Annotated in this window: 8 protein-coding genes and 1 pseudogene; 7 read left to right on the forward strand and 2 right to left on the reverse strand. The window is 43.3% G+C overall.

Annotated features, from left to right (window positions below):
• The first annotated feature begins 912 nt into the window (after positions 1–912).
• The 5 genes and pseudogenes from gltB to AFK68_RS34130 form a co-directional block, all read left to right on the forward strand.
• Positions 913–5,562, forward strand: coding sequence for a glutamate synthase large subunit (gene gltB, locus AFK68_RS34110; protein ID WP_094678850.1), 4,650 nt, complete (start codon positions 913–915; stop codon positions 5,560–5,562).
• Positions 5,563–6,014: 452 nt separating this feature from the next.
• On the forward strand, positions 6,015–6,659 hold the full coding sequence (locus tag AFK68_RS34115) for a class I SAM-dependent methyltransferase (RefSeq protein ID WP_094678852.1): 645 nt from the start codon (positions 6,015–6,017) through the stop codon (positions 6,657–6,659).
• A gap of 6 nt (positions 6,660–6,665) precedes the next feature.
• Positions 6,666–14,357 carry a type I polyketide synthase gene (locus AFK68_RS34120; RefSeq protein ID WP_094678854.1) on the forward strand — a complete coding sequence of 2,564 codons (7,692 nt, stop codon included), beginning with the start codon at positions 6,666–6,668 and terminating at the stop codon, positions 14,355–14,357.
• A gap of 26 nt (positions 14,358–14,383) precedes the next feature.
• The gene (locus AFK68_RS34125) at positions 14,384–15,565 is read left to right on the forward strand and encodes a condensation domain-containing protein (protein ID WP_246844640.1); all 1,182 of its coding nucleotides are present in this window, start codon (positions 14,384–14,386) and stop codon (positions 15,563–15,565) included.
• A 470-nt stretch (positions 15,566–16,035) separates the two neighbouring features.
• A pseudogene (locus tag AFK68_RS34130) lies at positions 16,036–16,291 on the forward strand (homocysteine S-methyltransferase family protein); the annotation flags it as partial.
• Between the two features lie 82 nt (positions 16,292–16,373).
• Here AFK68_RS34130 and AFK68_RS37775 read toward each other — a convergent pair.
• Positions 16,374–16,538, reverse strand: coding sequence for a hypothetical protein (locus AFK68_RS37775; protein WP_168186776.1), 165 nt, complete (start codon positions 16,536–16,538; stop codon positions 16,374–16,376).
• A gap of 469 nt (positions 16,539–17,007) precedes the next feature.
• On the opposite strand from AFK68_RS37775, the gene AFK68_RS34135 reads away from it, so the two are divergent.
• Positions 17,008–18,099 carry a glycerol dehydrogenase gene (locus tag AFK68_RS34135; RefSeq protein ID WP_094678858.1) on the forward strand — a complete coding sequence of 364 codons (1,092 nt, stop codon included), beginning with the start codon at positions 17,008–17,010 and terminating at the stop codon, positions 18,097–18,099.
• Positions 18,100–18,517: 418 nt separating this feature from the next.
• Here the strand turns inward: AFK68_RS34135 and AFK68_RS34140 are convergent, their stop codons facing one another.
• Complete coding sequence (locus AFK68_RS34140) at positions 18,518–20,110, reverse strand: amidase (RefSeq protein ID WP_094678191.1); 1,593 nt, start codon at positions 20,108–20,110, stop codon at positions 18,518–18,520.
• Positions 20,111–20,734: 624 nt separating this feature from the next.
• Between AFK68_RS34140 and AFK68_RS37780 the strand changes: the two genes are divergently transcribed.
• Entirely contained in the window at positions 20,735–20,908 is a 174-nt protein-coding gene (locus AFK68_RS37780) for a hypothetical protein (RefSeq protein WP_168186741.1), read from the forward strand.
• The last annotated feature ends 7 nt before the right edge of the window (positions 20,909–20,915 follow it).

Here is a 20,915-nt window from a genome sequence, read left to right on the forward strand (position 1 = left end):
ACACTGGACTATAATTAAATAAAACAATTCCAACTACACATAAAATAATTGGCATTATGTGAGGTTGAGACTAAAAGTAGTTGAAAAAGATTGCACTTATAGATTTAATTTGAATCAAAAAACAATAAATTAAAGTGTCCCTCGTGTTTTGTCATAAATCTTGAGTAGAGCGTAGGGTATTTTTTGTATCACAATTATTTTCTGGCAATCATTAAGATAATTTATGAAGTAGTAAGAACAATAGTTTTGCAGGTTTTCTTGGGGAAGTTGTATGGAAGGTCTGTGCTTCTACATAGCCTGCTATTTTTGTCAAGTATTCTCTATATATTTATATATTTTGAAAGACAATGAGGAAAGTAGGAATAAGCATTCAGCGGTCAGCTATTAGCTATCAGTTATTGATGAGAAGAGGAGTTCAATAATTAATAATTAACAATTAACAATTAATAATTAATAATTAATAATTAATAATTAAGGTTTGCTCAAAAAGTCTTTTAGTAGGGAGAAGGAGTCAGGAGTCAGGAGGAATTGGGAATTTAGATGAGGTAGGAAGAAGAATTATCCCTTGGTTTTTCTGCAAGAGCGTCAACCCAAAATCCTAACTTTTTGCAGCTCTAGAGAACGAAAACCTTGTACTTTTTCAAGACCTAAAAATGCCGAAACCTTTCTCTATAAAGACTTTGATATTTAATCGACAAACCCTAATTATCTATTATTAATTGCTCATAGCTTACTGCTGACCGCTGATAGCTGAGTCCTTAAAGTATCAACCTTCAAACAACATTAAAATTTCAGTCTATTGTTCAAATTGTTATGTACTTTTTTAAGCAAGTAACAAAACAATTTAGATGAAAACTTCTATATAAAGGGTGACACCCTCTTTAAAGTTATGATGTTATGGGTAAATTAAACATGAATCAATCTCACACAAGTCTAACAGCAAACAAAGAAACTTTTCAGGGCCAAAGATGGCTAGTAGAAGAACGAGATGCCTGTGGAGTAGGTTTTATTGCTCATCCGTCAGGGAAAAAAAGCCACGAAATTATATCGAAAGCTTTACCCGCTCTAACTTGCTTAGAGCATCGTGGTGGTTGTAGTGCAGACCAAGATTCAGGGGATGGGGCAGGTTTAATGACTCAAATTCCTTGGGAGTTGCTGTCTGAAAACTTAGAATTAAACCCTACTAATTGTGGGGTAGGAATGATATTTTTGCCTCAAACAGAAAAGAAAGCAGCAATAGCACGCCAGGCAATTGAAAAAACAATAACTACAGAAGGTCTGACCGTGGTTGGTTGGCGAGTTGTACCAGTTAAACCAGAAGTATTAGGAGTACAGGCACGAGCAAACCAACCACAGATTGAACAAATTATTGTCAGTTCAGACAAATTGCAAGGGGATGACTTAGAGCGATCGCTCTATTTATTGCGTCGTAATATTGGTTGTGCTTTAGAAGACGAAGGTTTTATTTGGGGGATAGATGCTTATATTTGCTCCTTCTCTTGTCGCACTATTGTATATAAAGGTATGGTGCGCTCCGCAGTGCTAGGAGAATTTTACACAGACCTGAAAAATCCAGCTTATAAGAGTTCTTTTGCTGTTTACCACCGACGCTTCAGCACTAATACGATGCCTCGATGGCCTCTTGCCCAACCGATGCGTTTGCTTGGTCACAATGGAGAAATTAATACTCTGTTGGGAAATATTAATTGGATGAAAGCGCGGGAAGCTAGTCTAAGTTCCTCTATTTGGGGGTCACGACTAGATGAGTTAAAACCTTTTGTTGATGCTAAAAGTAGTGATTCAGCAAATCTAGATAACGTGATGGAATTAATTACCCGTTCCGGACGTTCCCCACTAGAAACATTGATGATCATGGTGCCGGAAGCATACAGAAATCAACCAGACCTAGTAAACCATCCAGAAATAGTCGATTTCTACGAATATTATAGCGGTTTGCAAGAATCTTGGGATGGTCCGGCATTATTGGCATTTAGCGACGGTAAACAAGTAGGAGCAGCTCTAGACCGAAATGGTTTGCGACCAGCACGTTACTGTATTACCAATGACGACCTAATTATCGTAGCATCTGAAGCAGGAGTAGTTGAGATACCAGAAACAGAAATAGTTGAGAAAGGTCGTCTCGGTCCTGGACAAATGATTGCTGTAGACTTAAGCACTAACGAAATTCTCAAAAATTGGGAAATTAAAAAACGTATTAGTTCCCAACTACCCTATGGAGAATGGTTAAAACACAGAAAGCAGATAGCAAAGCAACCATTTACCACCAACACTCAACTAGAATCACAAACCCTACTCCAACTACAAACAGCTTTTGGCTATAGTTTGGAAGACCTGGATATGGTGATTAGTGATATGGCAAATTTGGGTAAAGAACCAACATTTTGCATGGGTGATGACATTCCCCTAGCTGTGCTTTCTCAACGTCCTCATTTGCTATACGACTACTTGAAACAAAGGTTCGCTCAAGTGACAAACCCTCCCATCGACCCTCTGCGGGAAGGAATGGTAATGTCACTGAATATGCTTCTCGGTAAGCGTGGCAACTTATTAGAAATTAGTGCGGAAAATGCACGGTTATTAAAAGTAGAATCACCCGTATTAAACGAGGCAGAATTACAAGAAATTCGGGACTCAGAATTTGCCACAGAAACTCTTTCTACTCTATTTGCCGTAGCTAATGGACCAGAAGGACTGCAAACAGCGGTAAATAATTTGTGTCAACAGGCAGCAACAGCAGTTCAGAATGGTAAGGAAATTATTATTCTATCTGACAAATGTGATGGTGGAATAAGTTCAGAATTTGCTTATATTCCGCCTCTGCTAGCTGTGGGTGCCGTTCACCATCACCTGATTAAACACCAGTTGCGTATGAAAGCATCTTTGGTGGTAGAAACAGCTCAGTGTTGGAGTACCCATCATTTCGCTTGTTTAATTGGTTATGGAGCTAGTGCAGTCTATCCTTATTTAGCATTAGAGTCCGTCCGTGCTTGGTGGTCTAGCTCCACAGTTCAAAAGCAAATGGAACGGGGTAAAATTACAAAAATCACCATCGAAGAAGCTCAGAAACATTATCGTAAAGCAATAGAAGCAGGACTGTTGAAAATTCTCTCGAAAATGGGAATTTCTTTATTGTCTTCTTATCAGGGAGCGCAAATTTTTGAAGCTATTGGTATTGGTGGAGACTTATTAGAACTAGCTTTCCGAGGAACTACTTCTCGAATAGGTGGTTTAACTGTGGCAGAATTAGCGCAAGAGGTGATTTCTTTCCACAGTCGCGCATTCCCAGAACTGAATATTAAAAAGCTAGAAAACTACGGCTTTGTGCAATATCGCCCCAGTGGGGAATATCACATGAATAGTCCGGAAATGGCAAAAGCACTCCATAAAGCAGTTGCTACCTTTAATCATGGTAATGGCAATGGCAACGGCAATGGGAAACACCCAGAAACAACAGAGTATGACCACTACGAAGTTTACAAGAAATCTTTGCAAGAGCGACCAGTAACAGCTTTGCGAGATTTGTTAGATTTTAATAGCTATTCCCCTTCCATACCTTTAGAGGAAGTCGAACCCGCAGCAGAAATAATGAAACGTTTCTGTACTGGGGGAATGTCTCTCGGTTCATTGTCACGGGAAGCGCATGAAACCTTGGCGATCGCCATGAACCGGATAGGAGGCAAATCTAACTCCGGCGAAGGTGGAGAAGATCCCACAAGGTTTAAGGTATTGGATGATGTTAATAGTCAAGGTTTGTCTACCTTGTTACCTCATCTCAAGGGATTGAAAAATGGTGACACCGCTTCTTCTGCAATTAAACAGGTTGCTTCCGGTCGTTTTGGCGTGACTCCAGAATATCTGATGAATGCCAAACAGATTGAAATTAAAGTTGCTCAGGGTGCAAAACCAGGTGAAGGCGGTCAGTTGCCTGGTAAAAAAGTCAGCAACTACATTGCCACACTCCGTCGTTCTAAACCAGGAGTTACCTTAATTTCACCCCCTCCTCACCATGACATTTATTCTATTGAGGATTTGGCACAGTTAATTTTTGACCTCCACCAAATTAATCCTAATGCTGGTGTTTCCGTTAAACTGGTTGCCGAAATTGGTATCGGTACTATTGCTGCTGGTGTAGCTAAAGCTAATGCAGACGTCATTCAGATATCCGGTCACGATGGCGGTACTGGTGCTTCTCCTCTCAGTTCAATTAAACACGCTGGTAGTCCTTGGGAATTAGGTTTGACTGAAGTACATCGGGTATTGATGGAAAATCAACTACGCGATCGCGTGACTCTCCGTGTAGATGGTGGTCTGAAAACTGGTTGGGATGTAATCATGGCTGCTTTAATGGGAGCCGAAGAATTTGGTTTTGGTTCCATTGCGATGATTGCTGAAGGCTGTATTATGGCAAGAATTTGTCATACCAATAGTTGCCCAGTTGGTGTAGCAACTCAACAAGAGAAACTACGTCAGAAATTTACTGGAGTGCCAGAAAACGTGGTTAATTTCTTCTGGTTTATTGCTGAAGAAGTACGAACTATTTTGGCACGTTTGGGTTATCGTTCCCTCAGTGAAATATTAGGTCGTGCAGACTTGCTGAAAGCACGAGAAAATGTAGAGTTAACCAAAACAGAAAGTTTGAATTTAGACTGCTTGATCAAGTTGCCAGATACTCGCACTAACAGAGATTGGTTACACCATGAAACAGTTCATAGCAACGGTCCTGTTTTAGATGATGTGCTGTTAGAAGACCGAGAAATTCAAACAGCAATTCGCAACCAGGGCAGTGTTTCCAAGACAATAAAAGTAGTTAATACTGACCGGACTGTAGGAGCAAGGTTGGCGGGAGCGATCGCCTCTCGTTATGGGAATACTGGTTTTGAGGGGTTGATTAATCTCACATTTAATGGTAGTGCTGGTCAGAGTTTTGGTGCTTTCAATTTACCAGGAATGACTTTAACATTACAAGGTGAAGCCAATGATTATGTTGGCAAGGGAATGCACGGTGGAGAAATTATTATTAAGCCACCTGTAGAAGCAGGTTACAACCCGGCGGAAAATGTGATTGTTGGCAATACCTGTTTATATGGTGCCACTGGTGGTATTCTGTTTGCTAATGGTCAAGCAGGGGAACGTTTTGCTGTCCGAAATTCTATGGGTAAGGCAGTTATTGAAGGTGCTGGCGACCATGCTTGTGAGTATATGACTGGTGGCGTTATTGTCTGCTTGGGTAAAGCAGGTCGTAATGTTGGTGCCGGTATGACGGGAGGAATTGGTTATTTCTTGGATGAGGATGGTGATTTTCCTGCCAGGGTGAATAATGAAATTGTTTCTATTCAGCGGGTGTCTACACCAGCAGGTGAGGAGCAGTTGCGGGAATTGATTTCATTGCACCTTGAAAAGACTGGTAGTGAGAAAGCAAAGGCTATTTTGGCTAATTGGTCTCAATATTTACCGAAGTTTTATCAAGTTGTGCCTCCTTCTGAAGCTGATAGTCCGGTAGCAAGTGTTGATGCTGAAAAGCAGGTTGCGGTTAAGGTTTAGGAATTTAGAATTCAGAAACATTTGCAGATGATTAAATAATTTTGGGGGCGATCACTCTCCATCGCCCCTTTTCAGTTATCAGTTATCAGGTCTCTGTCAAAAGGTGAAAAATTAAGATTGCGTCAAATTTTAGGGGGAGGCTGGACATTAGTAGCGATCGCTGAAGTTTTACCATCATTCTCTGATATGGCTTTAGAGCTGCATATTATATCATGTCTGGTAGCATCGGTCTTATAATATAAGAAAGAAGAAAGAAGAAAGAAGAGAGAAGAAGGAAGAAGGCTGAAATTTCCTGAAGACATAACCCTCTCGTTTACACAAACCATACCAACGGACATGATATTATTGCTGAAGCTAATAACAATTGAGCACAAAAAGATACATGAATCATGATGTGAATTTCAAGGTATTTGTGATATATTAATTTTTCAAAATTAACAATTGATCAAACTATGAGTCAAGATCCTCAGAGTATTAGTTCTAATTGGGCACATACCCCTCCTGTTAATGCCTCGAAAGTCGAGGCAGATTATGACTTTTTAGCCGATGATTACGACGATCTAATTAAGGAATGGGGTTACGATGGCCCTCGCATTGGTGCTGAGTTAGCCAAGCAGTTTTTCTCCCTTGAAGACTCAATTCTAGATGCTGGTTGTGGTAGTGGCCTGACTGGAGAATCTCTGTACAATCGGGGGTTTACTAATATTACAGGGGTTGACATCTCCCAAAAATTACTGGATAAGGCGACTCAACGCCAGGTATATCGCGAACTGGTGAAAGCCAACCTGCAACAACAACTTTCATGGCCAGACAACACCTTCGATGCGACCTACTCTATTGGAGTTCTGACCTATTTTCCAGATAATTTCCCTTTGCTGGAATTTTGCCGTGTAACTCGCCCCGGGGGATGGGTACTCTTTTCACAACGGGTCGATCTATTTGAAGAAGGAGGCCACGGAAGAGCATATAATTCTATGGAATCTCAAGGATTATGGCAGCAAAAATACATTTCTCAGCCAACGGCTTACCTTCCTGGACATTCAGAATATGCCCAGAACATTCTTGTCTATTATCTTGCTTATCAAGTTACTAAATAACTCTTTATGTATAAATCTGCATCTACCTTGAATGAAACTAATATTCCTTGTCTTTCTGGCTCATTTCTCCCTGAGAAAAATAATAGCACTTCACAACTAATCGATCGCCAAGCCGAACTTACACCCCAGGCTATAGCTTTATGCCAGGGTGAGGAGCGACTAACCTATTCAGAATTGAGAGTACGCTCGAATCAACTGGCTCATTTCTTGCAATCTAGAGGATTGGGGCGGGGTAAATTTGTTGGGATTTGTATCGATCGCAGTTTGGAAATGGCGATCGGATTGCTAGGTATTATGAAATCTGGAGCGACTTATGTTCCTCTCGATCCAAGTTTTCCCACAGAACGTTTGAAGTTTATGGTAAATGATGCTGGGATTCAGTATATTTTATCAACTACAAAATTGACTTCTGAGATTTCACCACTTAATGTGGAAGTTATAGAGTTAGATAAATTATTAAATGAACAACTAGCGACACTCCCAGTTGAGTCGCCAGAGGTAACGCCTTTACCAGAAGCTCCCGTTTATCTGATCTATACTTCTGGCTCCACTGGAAACCCCAAAGGAGTCACTATCCCCCATAGCGCTTTGGTGAATTTTTTACTGTCCATGCAGATTTCACCAGGGATTAAAGCTAGCGATCGCCTACTTGCCGTTACCACTATTTCTTTTGATATATCTGGTTTAGAACTCTATCTCCCCTTGATTACTGGTGCGAGTATTCGCTTACTAACGCGCCAGGAAGCTCGCAATGGTAAAATTCTGAATCAACTCACTGAAAGTGGTGAGGTAACGATGATGCAGGCAACACCGACAACCTGGCAAATGATGCTCAATGTCGGTTGGCAAGGAAATCCTAATCTGAAAGTCTTGGTTGGAGGAGAAGCATTTCCAGCAGCGTTAGCTAAAAGAATGCTTGACAAATGTGGGGAAATATGGAATATGTATGGTCCGACTGAAACTACTATTTGGTCAAGCATAGCTATGGTTACAGACGCCCAAATCTCAATTGGCAGCCCTATTCACAACACTCGCATCTACATTCTTGATAATAACGAGATTGGTATTGGTGGCAAGGGTTTAGCCTTGGGTTATAAAGACCGCCCTCAGTTGAATGCGGAAAAATTTGTGGATTCCGAAATTGCTGGGGAGCGCATTTATCGCACTGGTGATATGGGTCGCATTGATGAGTCTGGAAAATTACATTTCCTGGGTCGCATCGATCATCAAGTGAAGGTGAATGGATTTCGCATTGAAACTGGTGAAATAGAAGCTCACATTGAGGAATATGAAGGGGTACAACAATCCCTAGTTACGGTGAAATCCTATAGCTCAGATGACTCTAGGTTGGTTGCTTATGTAGTTCCTAAATTAAACGCTACACCAGATATGGTCGGACTTTGGGAACAGGTCTGGACTAACGCACACAGCGATGAATCGGAAGTTTACGATCCTACTTTTAACTATAGTGGCTACAACAATAGCTTCACTGGTAAACCGATGCCGGAAGTGGAAATGCGGGAATGGGGTGAAAATACCCTGAAGCGCATTAAATCCCTGAATCCTACTCAGGTATTAGAAGTTGGCTGTGGAACAGGTATTCTACTTTTTGGTCTGGCTGAAAACATTAAACGTTATGTGGGAACTGATATTTCTCCGGCAGCATTATCCTTTATCCGAAAACAGATAAATGATAATTCGGAGTTATCCTCCAAGATAGAGTTACATCATCGACCAGCTCACAAGCTACCGAATCTGGATTCTGGAAGTTTTGATGTCATAATCATCAATTCAGTGGTGCAATATTTTCCCAGTATTGATTACCTGGAAAGTGTCATTAAACAGTTAATCCCGTTGCTTTCTGCTGATGGCTCTATTTTTATTGGGGATGTTCGTAATCTTCTGTTGTTGAATCACTTCCACAAAAAACTGTTGTCAACGACGACATCGGAAACGGTGAGCGAGCAGCAAATTCAACAGTCTATGAGCAAGGAAGAAGAGCTAGTAATTAACCCGGAATGGTTTTTAGCTTTGAAAAAGGCAATTCCTGCTATTTCCGAAGTTCAGATAATTCCCAAAGCAGGTCACTTTGAAAACGAGTTCACCAGCTACCGCTATGATGTGGTTATTTCAAGAAATTCTCGTTCAAATCTGGCTGTTGAGTGGAGCTATTGGAGGCAAGATAACTGGACGAAAACTCGCCTGACACAAATACTTCAGAAGCAAAAAACGGTAGCTTTGGCAGGGGTTCAAAATTCCCCGATTGTTCCAGAAAGCGATCGTGCTATTAAACCAGCAGACTGTTTCGAGCTAGCTGAAAAATACAACTATCAAGTTTACGTCAGTTGGGCAAATAGCGATGAAACTGGTGTATTTGATGTAGTTTTTCTCAAGGATAACCAGGCAATGCCGATTTTTCCAGAGTCAAACTCATTATCTTCGGTCAAGAAAATGGCTAATTGTCCGATACTACTCAGTTTGTCGCGGCAACTAGAGCCTCGCTTGCGGAACCACCTGCGGGAATTTTTACCCGACTATATGATTCCCAAGGCGTTTGTATTTCTAGACTCGTTTCCGCAAACTCTCAATGGCAAGATAGATCGCAAGCAACTTCCCGAACCAAATATCAAACGGCCTGTACTAACCAACCGTTTTCAAGCAGCCAATACAGATGAAGAACGTATTCTCGTGGAGATTTGGGCGGAAACCCTACAAATAGAAGAAGTAGGAATTACAGACAACTTCTTTGAGTTAGGGGGAACTTCCATTCTTTTAACCCTACTTCATGGGAAAATTCAAGATCGGTTTGCAGGCTCTAATATTGTCGATCGCGTCGATCTTTTTGAATACCCAACGATTCAAACTCAAGCCAGATATTTACGAAATCAAACAAATTCAAATATCTCTGAGGAAACGAATCAAAAGTTGCCTACAGAAAACCACCGAGATTCCAGAAACCAATCTGCCAACACTCAGGTAGCGGAAACAGATATTGCTATCATTGGAGTTAGCTGCCGATTTCCTGGCGCAGATAATCCAGAAACATTTTGGCAAAACTTGCAGACAGGGGTCGAGTCGATTACATTCTTTACCGATGAAGAGTTACTCGCAAATGGTGTCGATCGACAATTATTACAGAATTCAAAATACATCAAAGCTAACCCGATCCTGAAAGATATCCAGAATTTTGATGCCAGTTTCTTTGGGATTCCCCCATTTGAAGCCGAGATAACAGACCCACAACAACGTCTCTTCTTAGAATGTGCTTGGGAAGCCCTAGAAAGTGCTGGCACTATTCCTACCCAAACCACAGCCAACATTGGTTTATTTGCAGGAGCCGGAATCAGCTCTTACTTGCATCAGGTCTTATCCCAGAGAGGCGACTTCTTTTCATCAGTGGAGAACTTTCAAGTCATGCTGGGCAACGATAAAGATTATCTGCCAACCAGAGTCTCCTACCGATTAAACCTGACAGGCCCTAGTATAAACGTTCAAACTGCCTGTTCGACATCCCTGGTTGCCCTGCACCTAGCTTGCCAAAGTATCCGCAACGGTGATTGCGATGTAGCCTTAGTTGGTGGAACTTCCATCGTTCATCCCTATGATGTTGGTTATATGTTCCAGGAAGGGATGATTTTCTCTCCAGATGGGCATTGTCGCCCCTTTGATGCCAAAGCCAAGGGAACTACTTTTGGCAGTGGGGTCGGCGCAGTCGTTCTCAAACGTTTGAGTCAGGCATTGGAAGATGGCGACCCAATTCGCGCCGTAGTCAAAGGTTCGGCGATTAATAATGATGGTGCTGAGAAAGTTGGATTTACTGCGCCCTCAGTACAAGGGCAAGCTGATGTCATAGCTGATGCCATCAAAGTTGCTGGAGTTTCACCAGATTCTATTTCCTATGTGGAAGCCCACGGCACAGCAACAGAGTTGGGAGACCCAATTGAAATTCGAGCGCTTACCCAGGCATTCCGGAATCAGAGCGATCGCCGTGGTTATTGTGCCATCGGCTCGGTAAAGAGCAATATTGGACACCTGATTTCAGCCGCTGGCGTTGCCGGATTAATAAAAACAGTTCTGGCTTTGGAAAAACAACAAATTCCACCGAGTCTCCACTTCCAATCTCCCAACCCGGCAATTGATTTTGAACAGAGTCCTTTCTTTGTCAATACTAAACTTAGTCCTTGGGTGGCTAATGGCAAACCTCGTATTGCGGGCATTTCTGCCTTTGGTATTGGGGGAACAAATGCTCACGCGATTGTAGCCGAAGCACCAACGGTTGAGACGCAAACTCGACCCAGTAGCAGACCTAGAGTATTATTAACTCTTTCCGGAAAATCCGAGGATGCTCTTCTCGAACTTGCTGCTAAATATACTGACTTTTTGCAAGAGAATCCAAATATATCCCTACCTGATGCTGGGTACACCACCCATGTAGGCAGGAAACACTTTAACGTTAGAGCTGCCTATGTGGGAGGCGATAGCAACGAGATGATTCGGGAGCTGAAGCGCAAGCCCATGGAAATCTCTAGCACTCCTGCTTCCAGCTATCTAGCATTTCTGTTTACGGGGCAAGGTTCGCAGTTTGCTGGTATGGGCAGGAAGTTGTATGAAACAGAGCCTATATTTAAGGATGTAATCAAGCGTTGTGAAGCAGCATTCTTAGGGCATCGCGGACGCTCTCTTCTAGATATTGTCTTCGCAAAAGATGGAGACACCTCGATTCACAAAACTGAGTTTGCACAACCAGGAATCTATGCTCTCGAATGTGGAATAGCTGCATTGTTATTGTCTTGGGGGATTCAGCCTAGCATTGTGATGGGTCATAGCGTTGGTGAATTTGTTGCTGCCTGGGTAGCCGGAGTTTTCGAGTTAGAAGAAGGGTTGATGTTGGTCGCCGAACGCGGACGCCTAATGCAAGAACTCCCAGAGTCAGGCAGCATGATTAGCATTTTCGCCACCCAGGATGTGGTTATGGATTATATAGCAGATTACACAGATGTTTCCATTGCTGCAATCAATGGGCAAAAAGCTGTGGTGATTTCAGGTAAACAGGAATCCTTAAAACACATTATCCAGCGTCTAGAAGCAGGGAATGTCAGCTATAGAGAATTAGTGGTTTCCCACGGGTTTCATTCTTCACTGATGGAACCAATGTTGGATAAATTTGAACGATTTGCCTCCCAGTTTGACTTCCATCCACCCCAAATCCCCTTCGTTTCTAACTTGACGGGGGATATTTTGGATACAGATCGAGTCTTAGATGCCACCTATTGGAGAGATCATATTCGAGGCACTGTTCGCTTTTACGATGGATTAAAAACTATTGTAGATTCTGGACTAGCTCTCTTTCTAGAAATTGGTCCGAAACCAATCCTCTGTGGTTTAGGAAAACGGGAGTTTCCAGAACTAACCTGGATTCCCACTTTAGAAGGCTCGGAAAAAGGTTATGGCGATATTTTAGACAGCCTTGGTTGCCTCTATACCAAAGGCATTTCCATAGATTGGAATGCTTTTCATACCCATGAAAACCGATTGAAAATTCCCTTGCCTACTTACGCTTTTCAACGTCAACGTTACTGGCCAAAAACAACTATGATTTCCACAGAATATTCTCACAAAACTGCACCATCTGCGATTTCCAATCGGATCGGGCAGGAAATAACTGAAATGGTCGCAACCATGATGCGCATGGATAGCAATGCTCTCGACCGTGAAACATCATTCCTCGCACTAGGGTTAGATTCCCTCACCTTGCTGAATCTTATTACCCGCATTGAAAAAGATTATGGGATTACCCTAGCCATCCATCAATTCTTGGATGAGTTGACTAACCTGCAACAACTTATTGACTTTTTGAGCGAGAAAGTTCCAGAAAAAGCTATTACTGTAACGAATGCAGCCCCATCAACCAATGGAACCGTTGTTCCTCAGCCACCTGCTAACAAGCCCGAAATCGCTGTTGTACATGAAACCAATAATATCGTTCCGCAACCAACGGTTTATCCTACATCTGCTCAAAACGGAAATCATACAGCCCTAGAGCGCATTATTGAGCAACAACTACTGGTGATGGCAAAACAATTAGAAACCATTCAGGGAAAACCAAGTGTAGTTCAAACTCCCGTAGTTTTCTCCCCTCAACAACAGCAACCCCTGGTGAAAGCAATAGAGCCACCCAAGCCAGTAGAAACTTCTAAACAAACACCAACGGGAAAAAACGGATCGGCCCCCGCTCCATTCTCATTTTGGGGTGCAAAAGGCAACGCTGGTAAGCCACCAACAGCCGAACAACAGGCATTCATCGATAATTTAGTACAAGCCTATTCCCAGCGCACGAAGGGATCGAAGGAAAATGCTGCTGCCTATCGCGATTACCTAGCCGATCGTCGCTCAATTCGCGGTCTTCGCCCTAAACTGAAAGAGATATTCTACCCAATTGTTGCAGAGCGTGCCAAAGGTGCTTACATTTGGGATATTGATGGTAATGAATACATCGATATTACCATGGGCTTTGGAGTTCATCTACTGGGTCATAATCCCGATTTCATCGTCAATCCAGTTCGCCACACCCTAGACAATGGCGTGCAAATGGGTCCGCAAACACCATTAGCAGGAGAAGTTGCCAAACTATTTTCTGAGGTAACGGGTAAAGAAAGGGTGACTTTCTGTAATTCTGGCACCGAAGCTGTGATGACCGCAGTACGAATTGCTCGTGCTGCTTCTGGCAAACATAAAATTGTGAAATTTAAGGGAGCTTATCATGGTCACTTTGACGGCACCTTAGCTATTCCGGCAGAAACCGATGGAACACCTTATGGTCAACCCATGTTTCCAGGAACGTCACCCAACATGGTGAAAGATGTCATTGTGCTAGATTATGGTAAACCAGAGAGTCTAGAGGTGATTCGACAATATCGACATGAGCTGGCAGCAGTGCTGGTTGAGCCTGTTCAAAGCCGACTATTAAGCCTTGCACCCAAAGAGTTTTTGCATGAGCTGCGTGCCCTAACCCAATCAGAAGACATTACCCTAATCTTTGATGAAGTGATTATGGGATTCCGAGCTGCACCGGGGGGTGCTCAGGAATATTTTGGTGTTGAAGCCGATATTGCCACCTATGGAAAAGCGGTTGGTGGTGGAATGCCAATTGGGGTTGTAGCTGGAAAAGCCAGGTATATGGATTGCATTGACGGGGGTACTTGGAAATATGGAGACCAATCTTATCCCCAAACCGAACCTACTTATTTCGCAGGTACTTTTTGTAAACACCCTCTGGCAATGTCAGCAGCAAAAGGGGTTCTTCTGCATCTGAAGGAGCAAGGTGGAGCGTTACAAGCCAAATTGAATGACTCTGCAGCTCGACTTGCGCAAGCCTTGAATGACTATTTTCAAACCGAGGGGCTAATGCTGCGGGCTGACCAGTTTGCGTCGATTTTCAGAATTGAATTCCAGAGTATGTTTAGCGAACTTTATCTTCCTATCGAAATGGATCTCTTGTTTTACCTATTGAATCACAAAGGGGTTTATGTTTGGGAAGGTCGCGTTTGTTTTGTCTCCGCAGCCCACACTGACAAGGATATCGACCGCATTATTGCCGTAGTCAAAGAAAGCGTTGAAGAGCTGCGTTCAGTTGGATATTTTCCATCACAAACCTCGGCAAAATCAGTCGCTCAAAAAAAAAACGCACTTATCTCCTAACGGAAGAGCAGCAACGTCTAGTTGAAATTGCCCAAGATAAACGTGGTTCGACTGCCTATAATGAGTCAATTACGTTTGAGTTGAGGGGAAGACTAGCGATAGATCGTTTACGGAATGCTATCCAAACTGTCATCCATCGGCACGATGCTTTGAGAACATCCATCGCTGCCGATGGATTACATCAAATAGTGACGCCAGTCCTGGATATTGAAATTCCTTTGCTAGATTATTCATCTGAAGATGCTCCAGATGAAGCTTTAGATCGATGGCTGTTAGCAGAAAGCCAACAAACATTCGATCTTTATCGAGGACCTCTAATTCGGGCAACAATTATCAAACTTTCTCCAGAGAGATACGCATTCAATATCTGTACTCATCATTTAATTTCCGATGGGTGGTCTCTGGTCGCGATCTTGGAGGAAATTAGTAAGATTTATTCCGGTTGTCTAGATATTCCGCAAATTCAACAATTCACAGACTATTTGCAATGGTATAACCAAGACACCCAAAGCGATGCTTTCAAGACATCGGAACTATTTTGGAGCGAACATCTCAGAACGGTATCCCCTTTACGTTTACCTCTGGATTACCCCGATCCAGAACAACGAACCTACAACGGTGCCCGGATTAGTACAAAGATACCATCCGACTTAACTCTTGCTCTGAAACAACGTTCGATGGCCTGGAATGCAACCTTGTTTCACACACTTCTGGGGGCTTATGTTCACCAAATAACCAAGTTTTGCCAGACAAATGCGATCGCGATCGGAATTTCTGTGAGTGGCCGTCCAACCCATCTGGCCGAACATTTAGTAGGCTACTGTTCCCATTTCATTCCCATTTACCAGAAAACAGATAAAAAGTCAACCTGGAGTCAACAAGTACAACAAACTAAAGCTGCTCTTAGCCAAGCATTCAAGCATCAAAATCTGCCCTTAGCCCGAATATTGGCCAAAATGCCCCAGGAACAACAGGAAAACCTCATACAAGTTACGTTTAACCTGGATCTGGCGATGGCCATTGATTTAGTGGGTCTGCAAACTCAGATTATTCCTCAGCCAGTAACTTCTGCACGATATGCAATGGGCCTGAATGTTATCCCTGAACTCGATAGTCTTCATTTTGATTTGGATTACAACACAGATTACTTTAAGGCAGAAACAATGCAAGAATTTCTGGGGAATTTACAGCGCTTTTCATTTCAGTAGACCAAAAAGTAGGTATTCGTAGGGTGTGTTAGCGCTAGCGTAACGCACCAAAGCTCTATATATATATAGTGCCTTTGCGTAAGTCCTGATTATAAGGAAGAAGAAAGAGCGAAGAAGTAAGAAGTTAAGAAGTAACCTCTAATGATGTAGGGGCGATGGATAGCGATCGCCCCTTTTCAGTTATCAGTTATCAGGTCTCTAAAAATTAGGCAAAAATTCTGGAAAATTCTACATCGAAAAAAATTACAGATCATTCCACAGAAGTAGCAGAAAATTTGAGAAATGTTTGGGATAATGTCTGGAATATTTTTGAACCTGATAATTCTTGGAAGGATGACCAGAGTAAACGCGCTTTAATTAAACAAAAGCTTGTTTATTTTTCTCCACAGCACTCTGAGGATGTAGAGCATATAGACAAGGTTATCAAAGCTCTCACTAGAGGAGTAAGTCTAGTACAAGCAGCAACATCTATGCTAAGTATTGAAACTCCGAAACCTCAGTTGAAAACTTCATTCCTCCAACGGCTCCAGAGTCGAGAGCGTCCAGTGATAATCTTTGATGGCGCAATGGGAACTAACATCCAATCCCAAAACTTGACCACCGAGGACTTTGGTGGAGCGAAATATGAAGGTTGTAATGAATATCTAGTCATCACCAAGCCAGAAGGCAGTGGCCAAAGTCCATCGTGATTTTCTGGCAGCGGGAGCGGATGTTGTCGAGACCGACAGGCCATGCTGGGGATTTGAGGGCACTTCCTCTTTCGGAGTTACTGGAAAAAATGCAAGTCGCCATCACTCACAAATCTCTTTTATAACTGTTTATTTGCTCTAGAGCAATGTCCCAATTTCAAGCGATCGCCTACTCCAAATGACTCATGGGCCAAAGGTTCATCTCCCTTGGATTTGATGTTTTTCATCGATTTTAAGAGTTGTAAATCTGTGCCGTATTTGCTAATTGAGATTTGTCGGCTCAATGGCTCAGTCCAGTGGCAGTTTAGGGATTTCACTAAGAAGCAAGCGATCTCCTGTCCGTCCGCTGCGACGCCGAGTTAGGCAGTGCCAAGGTGATTGCTGGGTTTCATGGTTCAACCCAGCTTACGGGCAACTCGTTTACACTGCCCTCTCACAGAAATTCACAGAAATTCACAGAATCTCTCTAAAGATTGTTCTATAATAGAGAATAGAAAATATTGAGGGAAGCTGTCAACACTGGAATTTGGCATTTTCCTTGCCTGGGTTCTATTATTCGATCGTTTGTTGGCAAACGCAAGTCTGCATCATCGCAGCGAGTCCCCAGCGAGTTGAGGAGTATGTTAAGGGAGATAAGTGGATCGTGAAATAACCTGGGATAGGGAGGGCAAGGGACTCGGTAGAGATTTTCCTCTGTCCCTCTTGAGTTGATGTCGCCCTCACTCTACTGTTCGTTTAGAACGAGGAGTTATCATGATTACCACCGCCATATTCCCAGGCCGCTACGTTCAAGGCAATGATGCCATCCACCTGTTGGGAGAAGAATTGAGCCGTTTGGGCCAGAAAGCCCTCGTAATGATGGGACCCGTAATCTTTCCCAAATTGCAACCAATTGTTGAAAAGTTCACCCAAGGAAAAATAGAAGTCTATCTAGAACGATTTGGGGGCGAATGTTGCGATCCTGAAATCGAACATATGGTAGCTTTAGGTAAAGCCCAGAACGTTGATATGATCGTTGGTATTGGGGGCGGAAAAACCATCGATACCGCCAAAGCAACTGCCCATCACTTACAACTTCCTGCTGCTATTGTTCCCACCATTGCTTCTACGGATGCTCCCTGTAGCGCCTTGGCTGTCATTTACACCCCCGAAGGCGTTTGGGAACGTTATTTAATATTACCACGCAATCCCGATCTGGTGTTAGTGGATACCAATATTATCGCCCGCGCCCCGGTTCGGTTCCTGGTAGCTGGAATGGGAGATGCTCTGGCAACTTGGTTTGAAGCTGAAGATTGTCAAATCAAACGGGCTAAAAATATGACTGGCCGCATGGGACCTATGACAGCTTTTAACTTGGCTCATTTGTGTTACGAGACGCTGCTTGAATATGGAGTTCACGCGAAAATCGCCTGCGAACAAGATGTGGTGACTCCCGCATTAGAACGGATTGTGGAAGCGAATACGTTGTTGAGTGGACTCGGGTTTGAAAGTGGCGGACTCGCTGCTGCTCACGCCATCCATAATGGGTTTACGATTCTAGAGGAAACCAAGAAATTCTGGCACGGCGAAAAAGTAGCGTTCGGGCTACTTGCTATGTTGATTCTCACTGATCGCCCCAGCCAAGTCATAGATCGTGTGTTTGGCTTTTGTGAGTCAGTGGGCCTCCCTACCACCCTCGCCGATATCGGACTTGATGGCATCAGTGACGATCGCCTGTTGTTAGCAGCTCAGCGGGCTTGTGGTGTGGGTGAAACCATTTATAACGAACCCTGCGAAATTACTCCCGAAAGTGTCCTGGCAGCACTGTGTACAGCAGATGCGGAAGGGCGACGGAGACATGCCTAAATCAGGTAATGTACCGTTTTAGGCACATTACCTGATTTAGGGGTTTTGGTGCGTTCATCAGATTTTGAAGTGTTGGTTTTATGTTGGGGTTGTGACCGATGAACGCACCCTACGCGCTTCTATTATTTGCTCTAGAGAAATGTCCCAATTTCAAGCGATCGCCTACTCCAAATGACTCATAGGCCCAAGGTTCATCTCCCTTGGGTTTTATGTTTTTCGTGGATTTTAAGGGTTGTAATCTATGCCGTATTTGCTAGGTGAGATTTGTCAGCTCAACGGTAAGACTCACCGGCTGCAGATAACTTATCGCCTCAAGTAGATATTTCAAGTAGCAGTCCGGTGCAGTCTAGGGTTAGACGTATATTGGGTGCTCAACCTTATAAATCATAAGCTTAGTCCTTGCTGTTACCGTAATAATTTACACAGGAATGTACTTGACAGAATATGGTGCCCAATGCTCTTTCCAAGGTCTTGCCTCTTCTAGTTCATAGGCCAGTTCATACAGCATCTTGTCATTGCCAATGGCCGCTTGAAACATAGTACCAATCGGCAAACCTGACTCATCATCCCAATTTAAAGGTACTGACATAGCTGGATTACCAGCCACGTTAGTGGGAGCCGTATAGGCCAGACGATTTTGTAGGAACTCTAGAGTTGAGTCATTGACTCTGTCGTTTGGTGTTAGTGCGTCTCCCTCGACAAATATAACAGGCATGACTGGCGACATCAAAATATCGATCGATTCAAAAGTCTCAATATAAAAGCCTGGAACTTTAGCGAGATAGGCTTGCCCTTGGGCTTCTTGCTCATCTGTAATGGAAGCGCCGTATTCAATTAGGGAAGCGGTAAATGGATCTAGGAGACCTGACTCGGCGGCTGCTCTACCACTGAGGATTTCTGTAGATTCAGCCACAGTCCCGAATTGTCGTAAAAATGCACCATTATAGTTTGTAAAAAACTCCACCTCATTCACGGGGAAAGTGACCTCAACGACCTCATGCCCCAAATCTTGCAGCAACCGTACAACATTTTCTTGGGCTTTACGAACAGGCTCTTCAACGACCAGCCCCCCACGAATTGAGGCAGCATAACCAATCTTCAATCGTCGGGTTGAGGGACCAGTCACCAGCCCCACAGGTTCAAATACTTGGCTAGACTTGTCTTCAGTGTCATTGAAAAGGGCGGCACTATCACGCACTGTTCGACTCAAAGCCTGGTTTGTTTTGAACGGATTATGCCCACCATCGGATTCACCAGAGAGCATACGTTCTCGGCTAGGTTTCATGCCAAAAACGCCATTGGCACAGGCGGGCAATCGGTTGGAGCCACCGCCATCAGTTCCGTGAACTAAAGGCAAAATTCCTGCTGCCACAGCAGCCCCTGCTCCTCCACTAGACCCCAGTGTGGACTTAGATAAATCCCAGGGGTTGCGACTCAAGCCAAAGGCACTATTATTCGTGACAATACCCAACTGGGCAAACTCTGGAACATTGGTCATGCCTACAATATTCATGCCTGCGGCTTCGACCCCGTCAATGTATCTCACATTTCTGACTGGGACATTTGTCAGTTGCAGTCGTGAGCCATCGGTACGACGGACTCCCCCGACATCAATCATATCTTTGATTAAAATTGGCACACCAGCAAACGTGCTGTTGAGAGGAATTTGATCAGCTTTTTCCAAAGCCCTTTCGAAGGTAGGAGTAGTCAAGACATTGATAATTGGCTCCATCGCTTCAATACGACGAATAACTACTTCAACTAACTCTCTAGCCGTAATCTCTCGTGCTTTGATCAGTTGGGCTAAACCAAGTGCATCGTAATCTATCAATTCGTCGGATTCCCTCATGCGAGCAAGTGCTTCAGGCGGAATAGGGAATAGTTGGTTGGCGAGAGTATTTGTTCCTGGTCGAGTTGTTTTGGCTTGACCTAACTTACCTAAAGCGAGGGTGCTAGTTAGTCCTACAGCCATACTACTCGTCAGAAATGCACGTCGATTTAATTGAACCATTAAATTTCTCTCCACGATTCCGATGCTTCACTGAAGTTGAAGCAATAAATAGCTTAAGTATCTCCTCTAGAAATAGTCAAGCACAATAGAAGTTCTATGATCAACTGGAGCATATCTTAGCTTGGAGATGCCCAAAATATGGCTAACTATTGCTTATTATGCTTGCTCCTATCTAAGTCAGTCTAACCATTCCAATTAGGGGTATTAGGCTGATCTTGATCGCGATAACAGCCCTGTGAATGACGTTAGGCTAAATAAAGTCTTGATAACACCCCACAATAGAGTGTTATGCAGATCGTAGTCAGTCTATTTTTCCAATTTGGCATATTACACAGAGCCAAATCTTGATAATATCCCAAATTAGGGGTTTATCACGATCTTACTCTGCATATTAGCCCTGTCAGCGGATGTTATGCGGCTTTCTTCATCAAATCTTCATTATCGCCATAGTCCTTCAAATCTGGACTGAATCGATGTTTTGAATGGTCTGAGTCGGTTGATTAATCCAGCAATGGGACTGTTTCGCCTACCACCTGAAACTGCATCGCCTGTCATTCTGGCATCAGTTCGCAAATACGGCCTACTGCTTTTGCTGAACCCAATACGGTCAGCCTGTTGTCTCCGGTGCTAATCCTCACAGGCGTTTATCTGGCTGGGGTACTGTTCCCCTGTCTGGTGACAGCACTGACGATCGCTTGCGAACAGTCTTTCAAGTTTGCCCTGATGTTGATGGGGAGGCAGGCGATCGCTACAATCTTTATTTACTCTATTACTTGCTTGGGCAGGAATATTGATTAAAAGGTCA

This window comes from Hydrocoleum sp. CS-953, assembly GCF_002260545.1.
GTDB lineage: Bacteria > Cyanobacteriota > Cyanobacteriia > Cyanobacteriales > Microcoleaceae > Trichodesmium.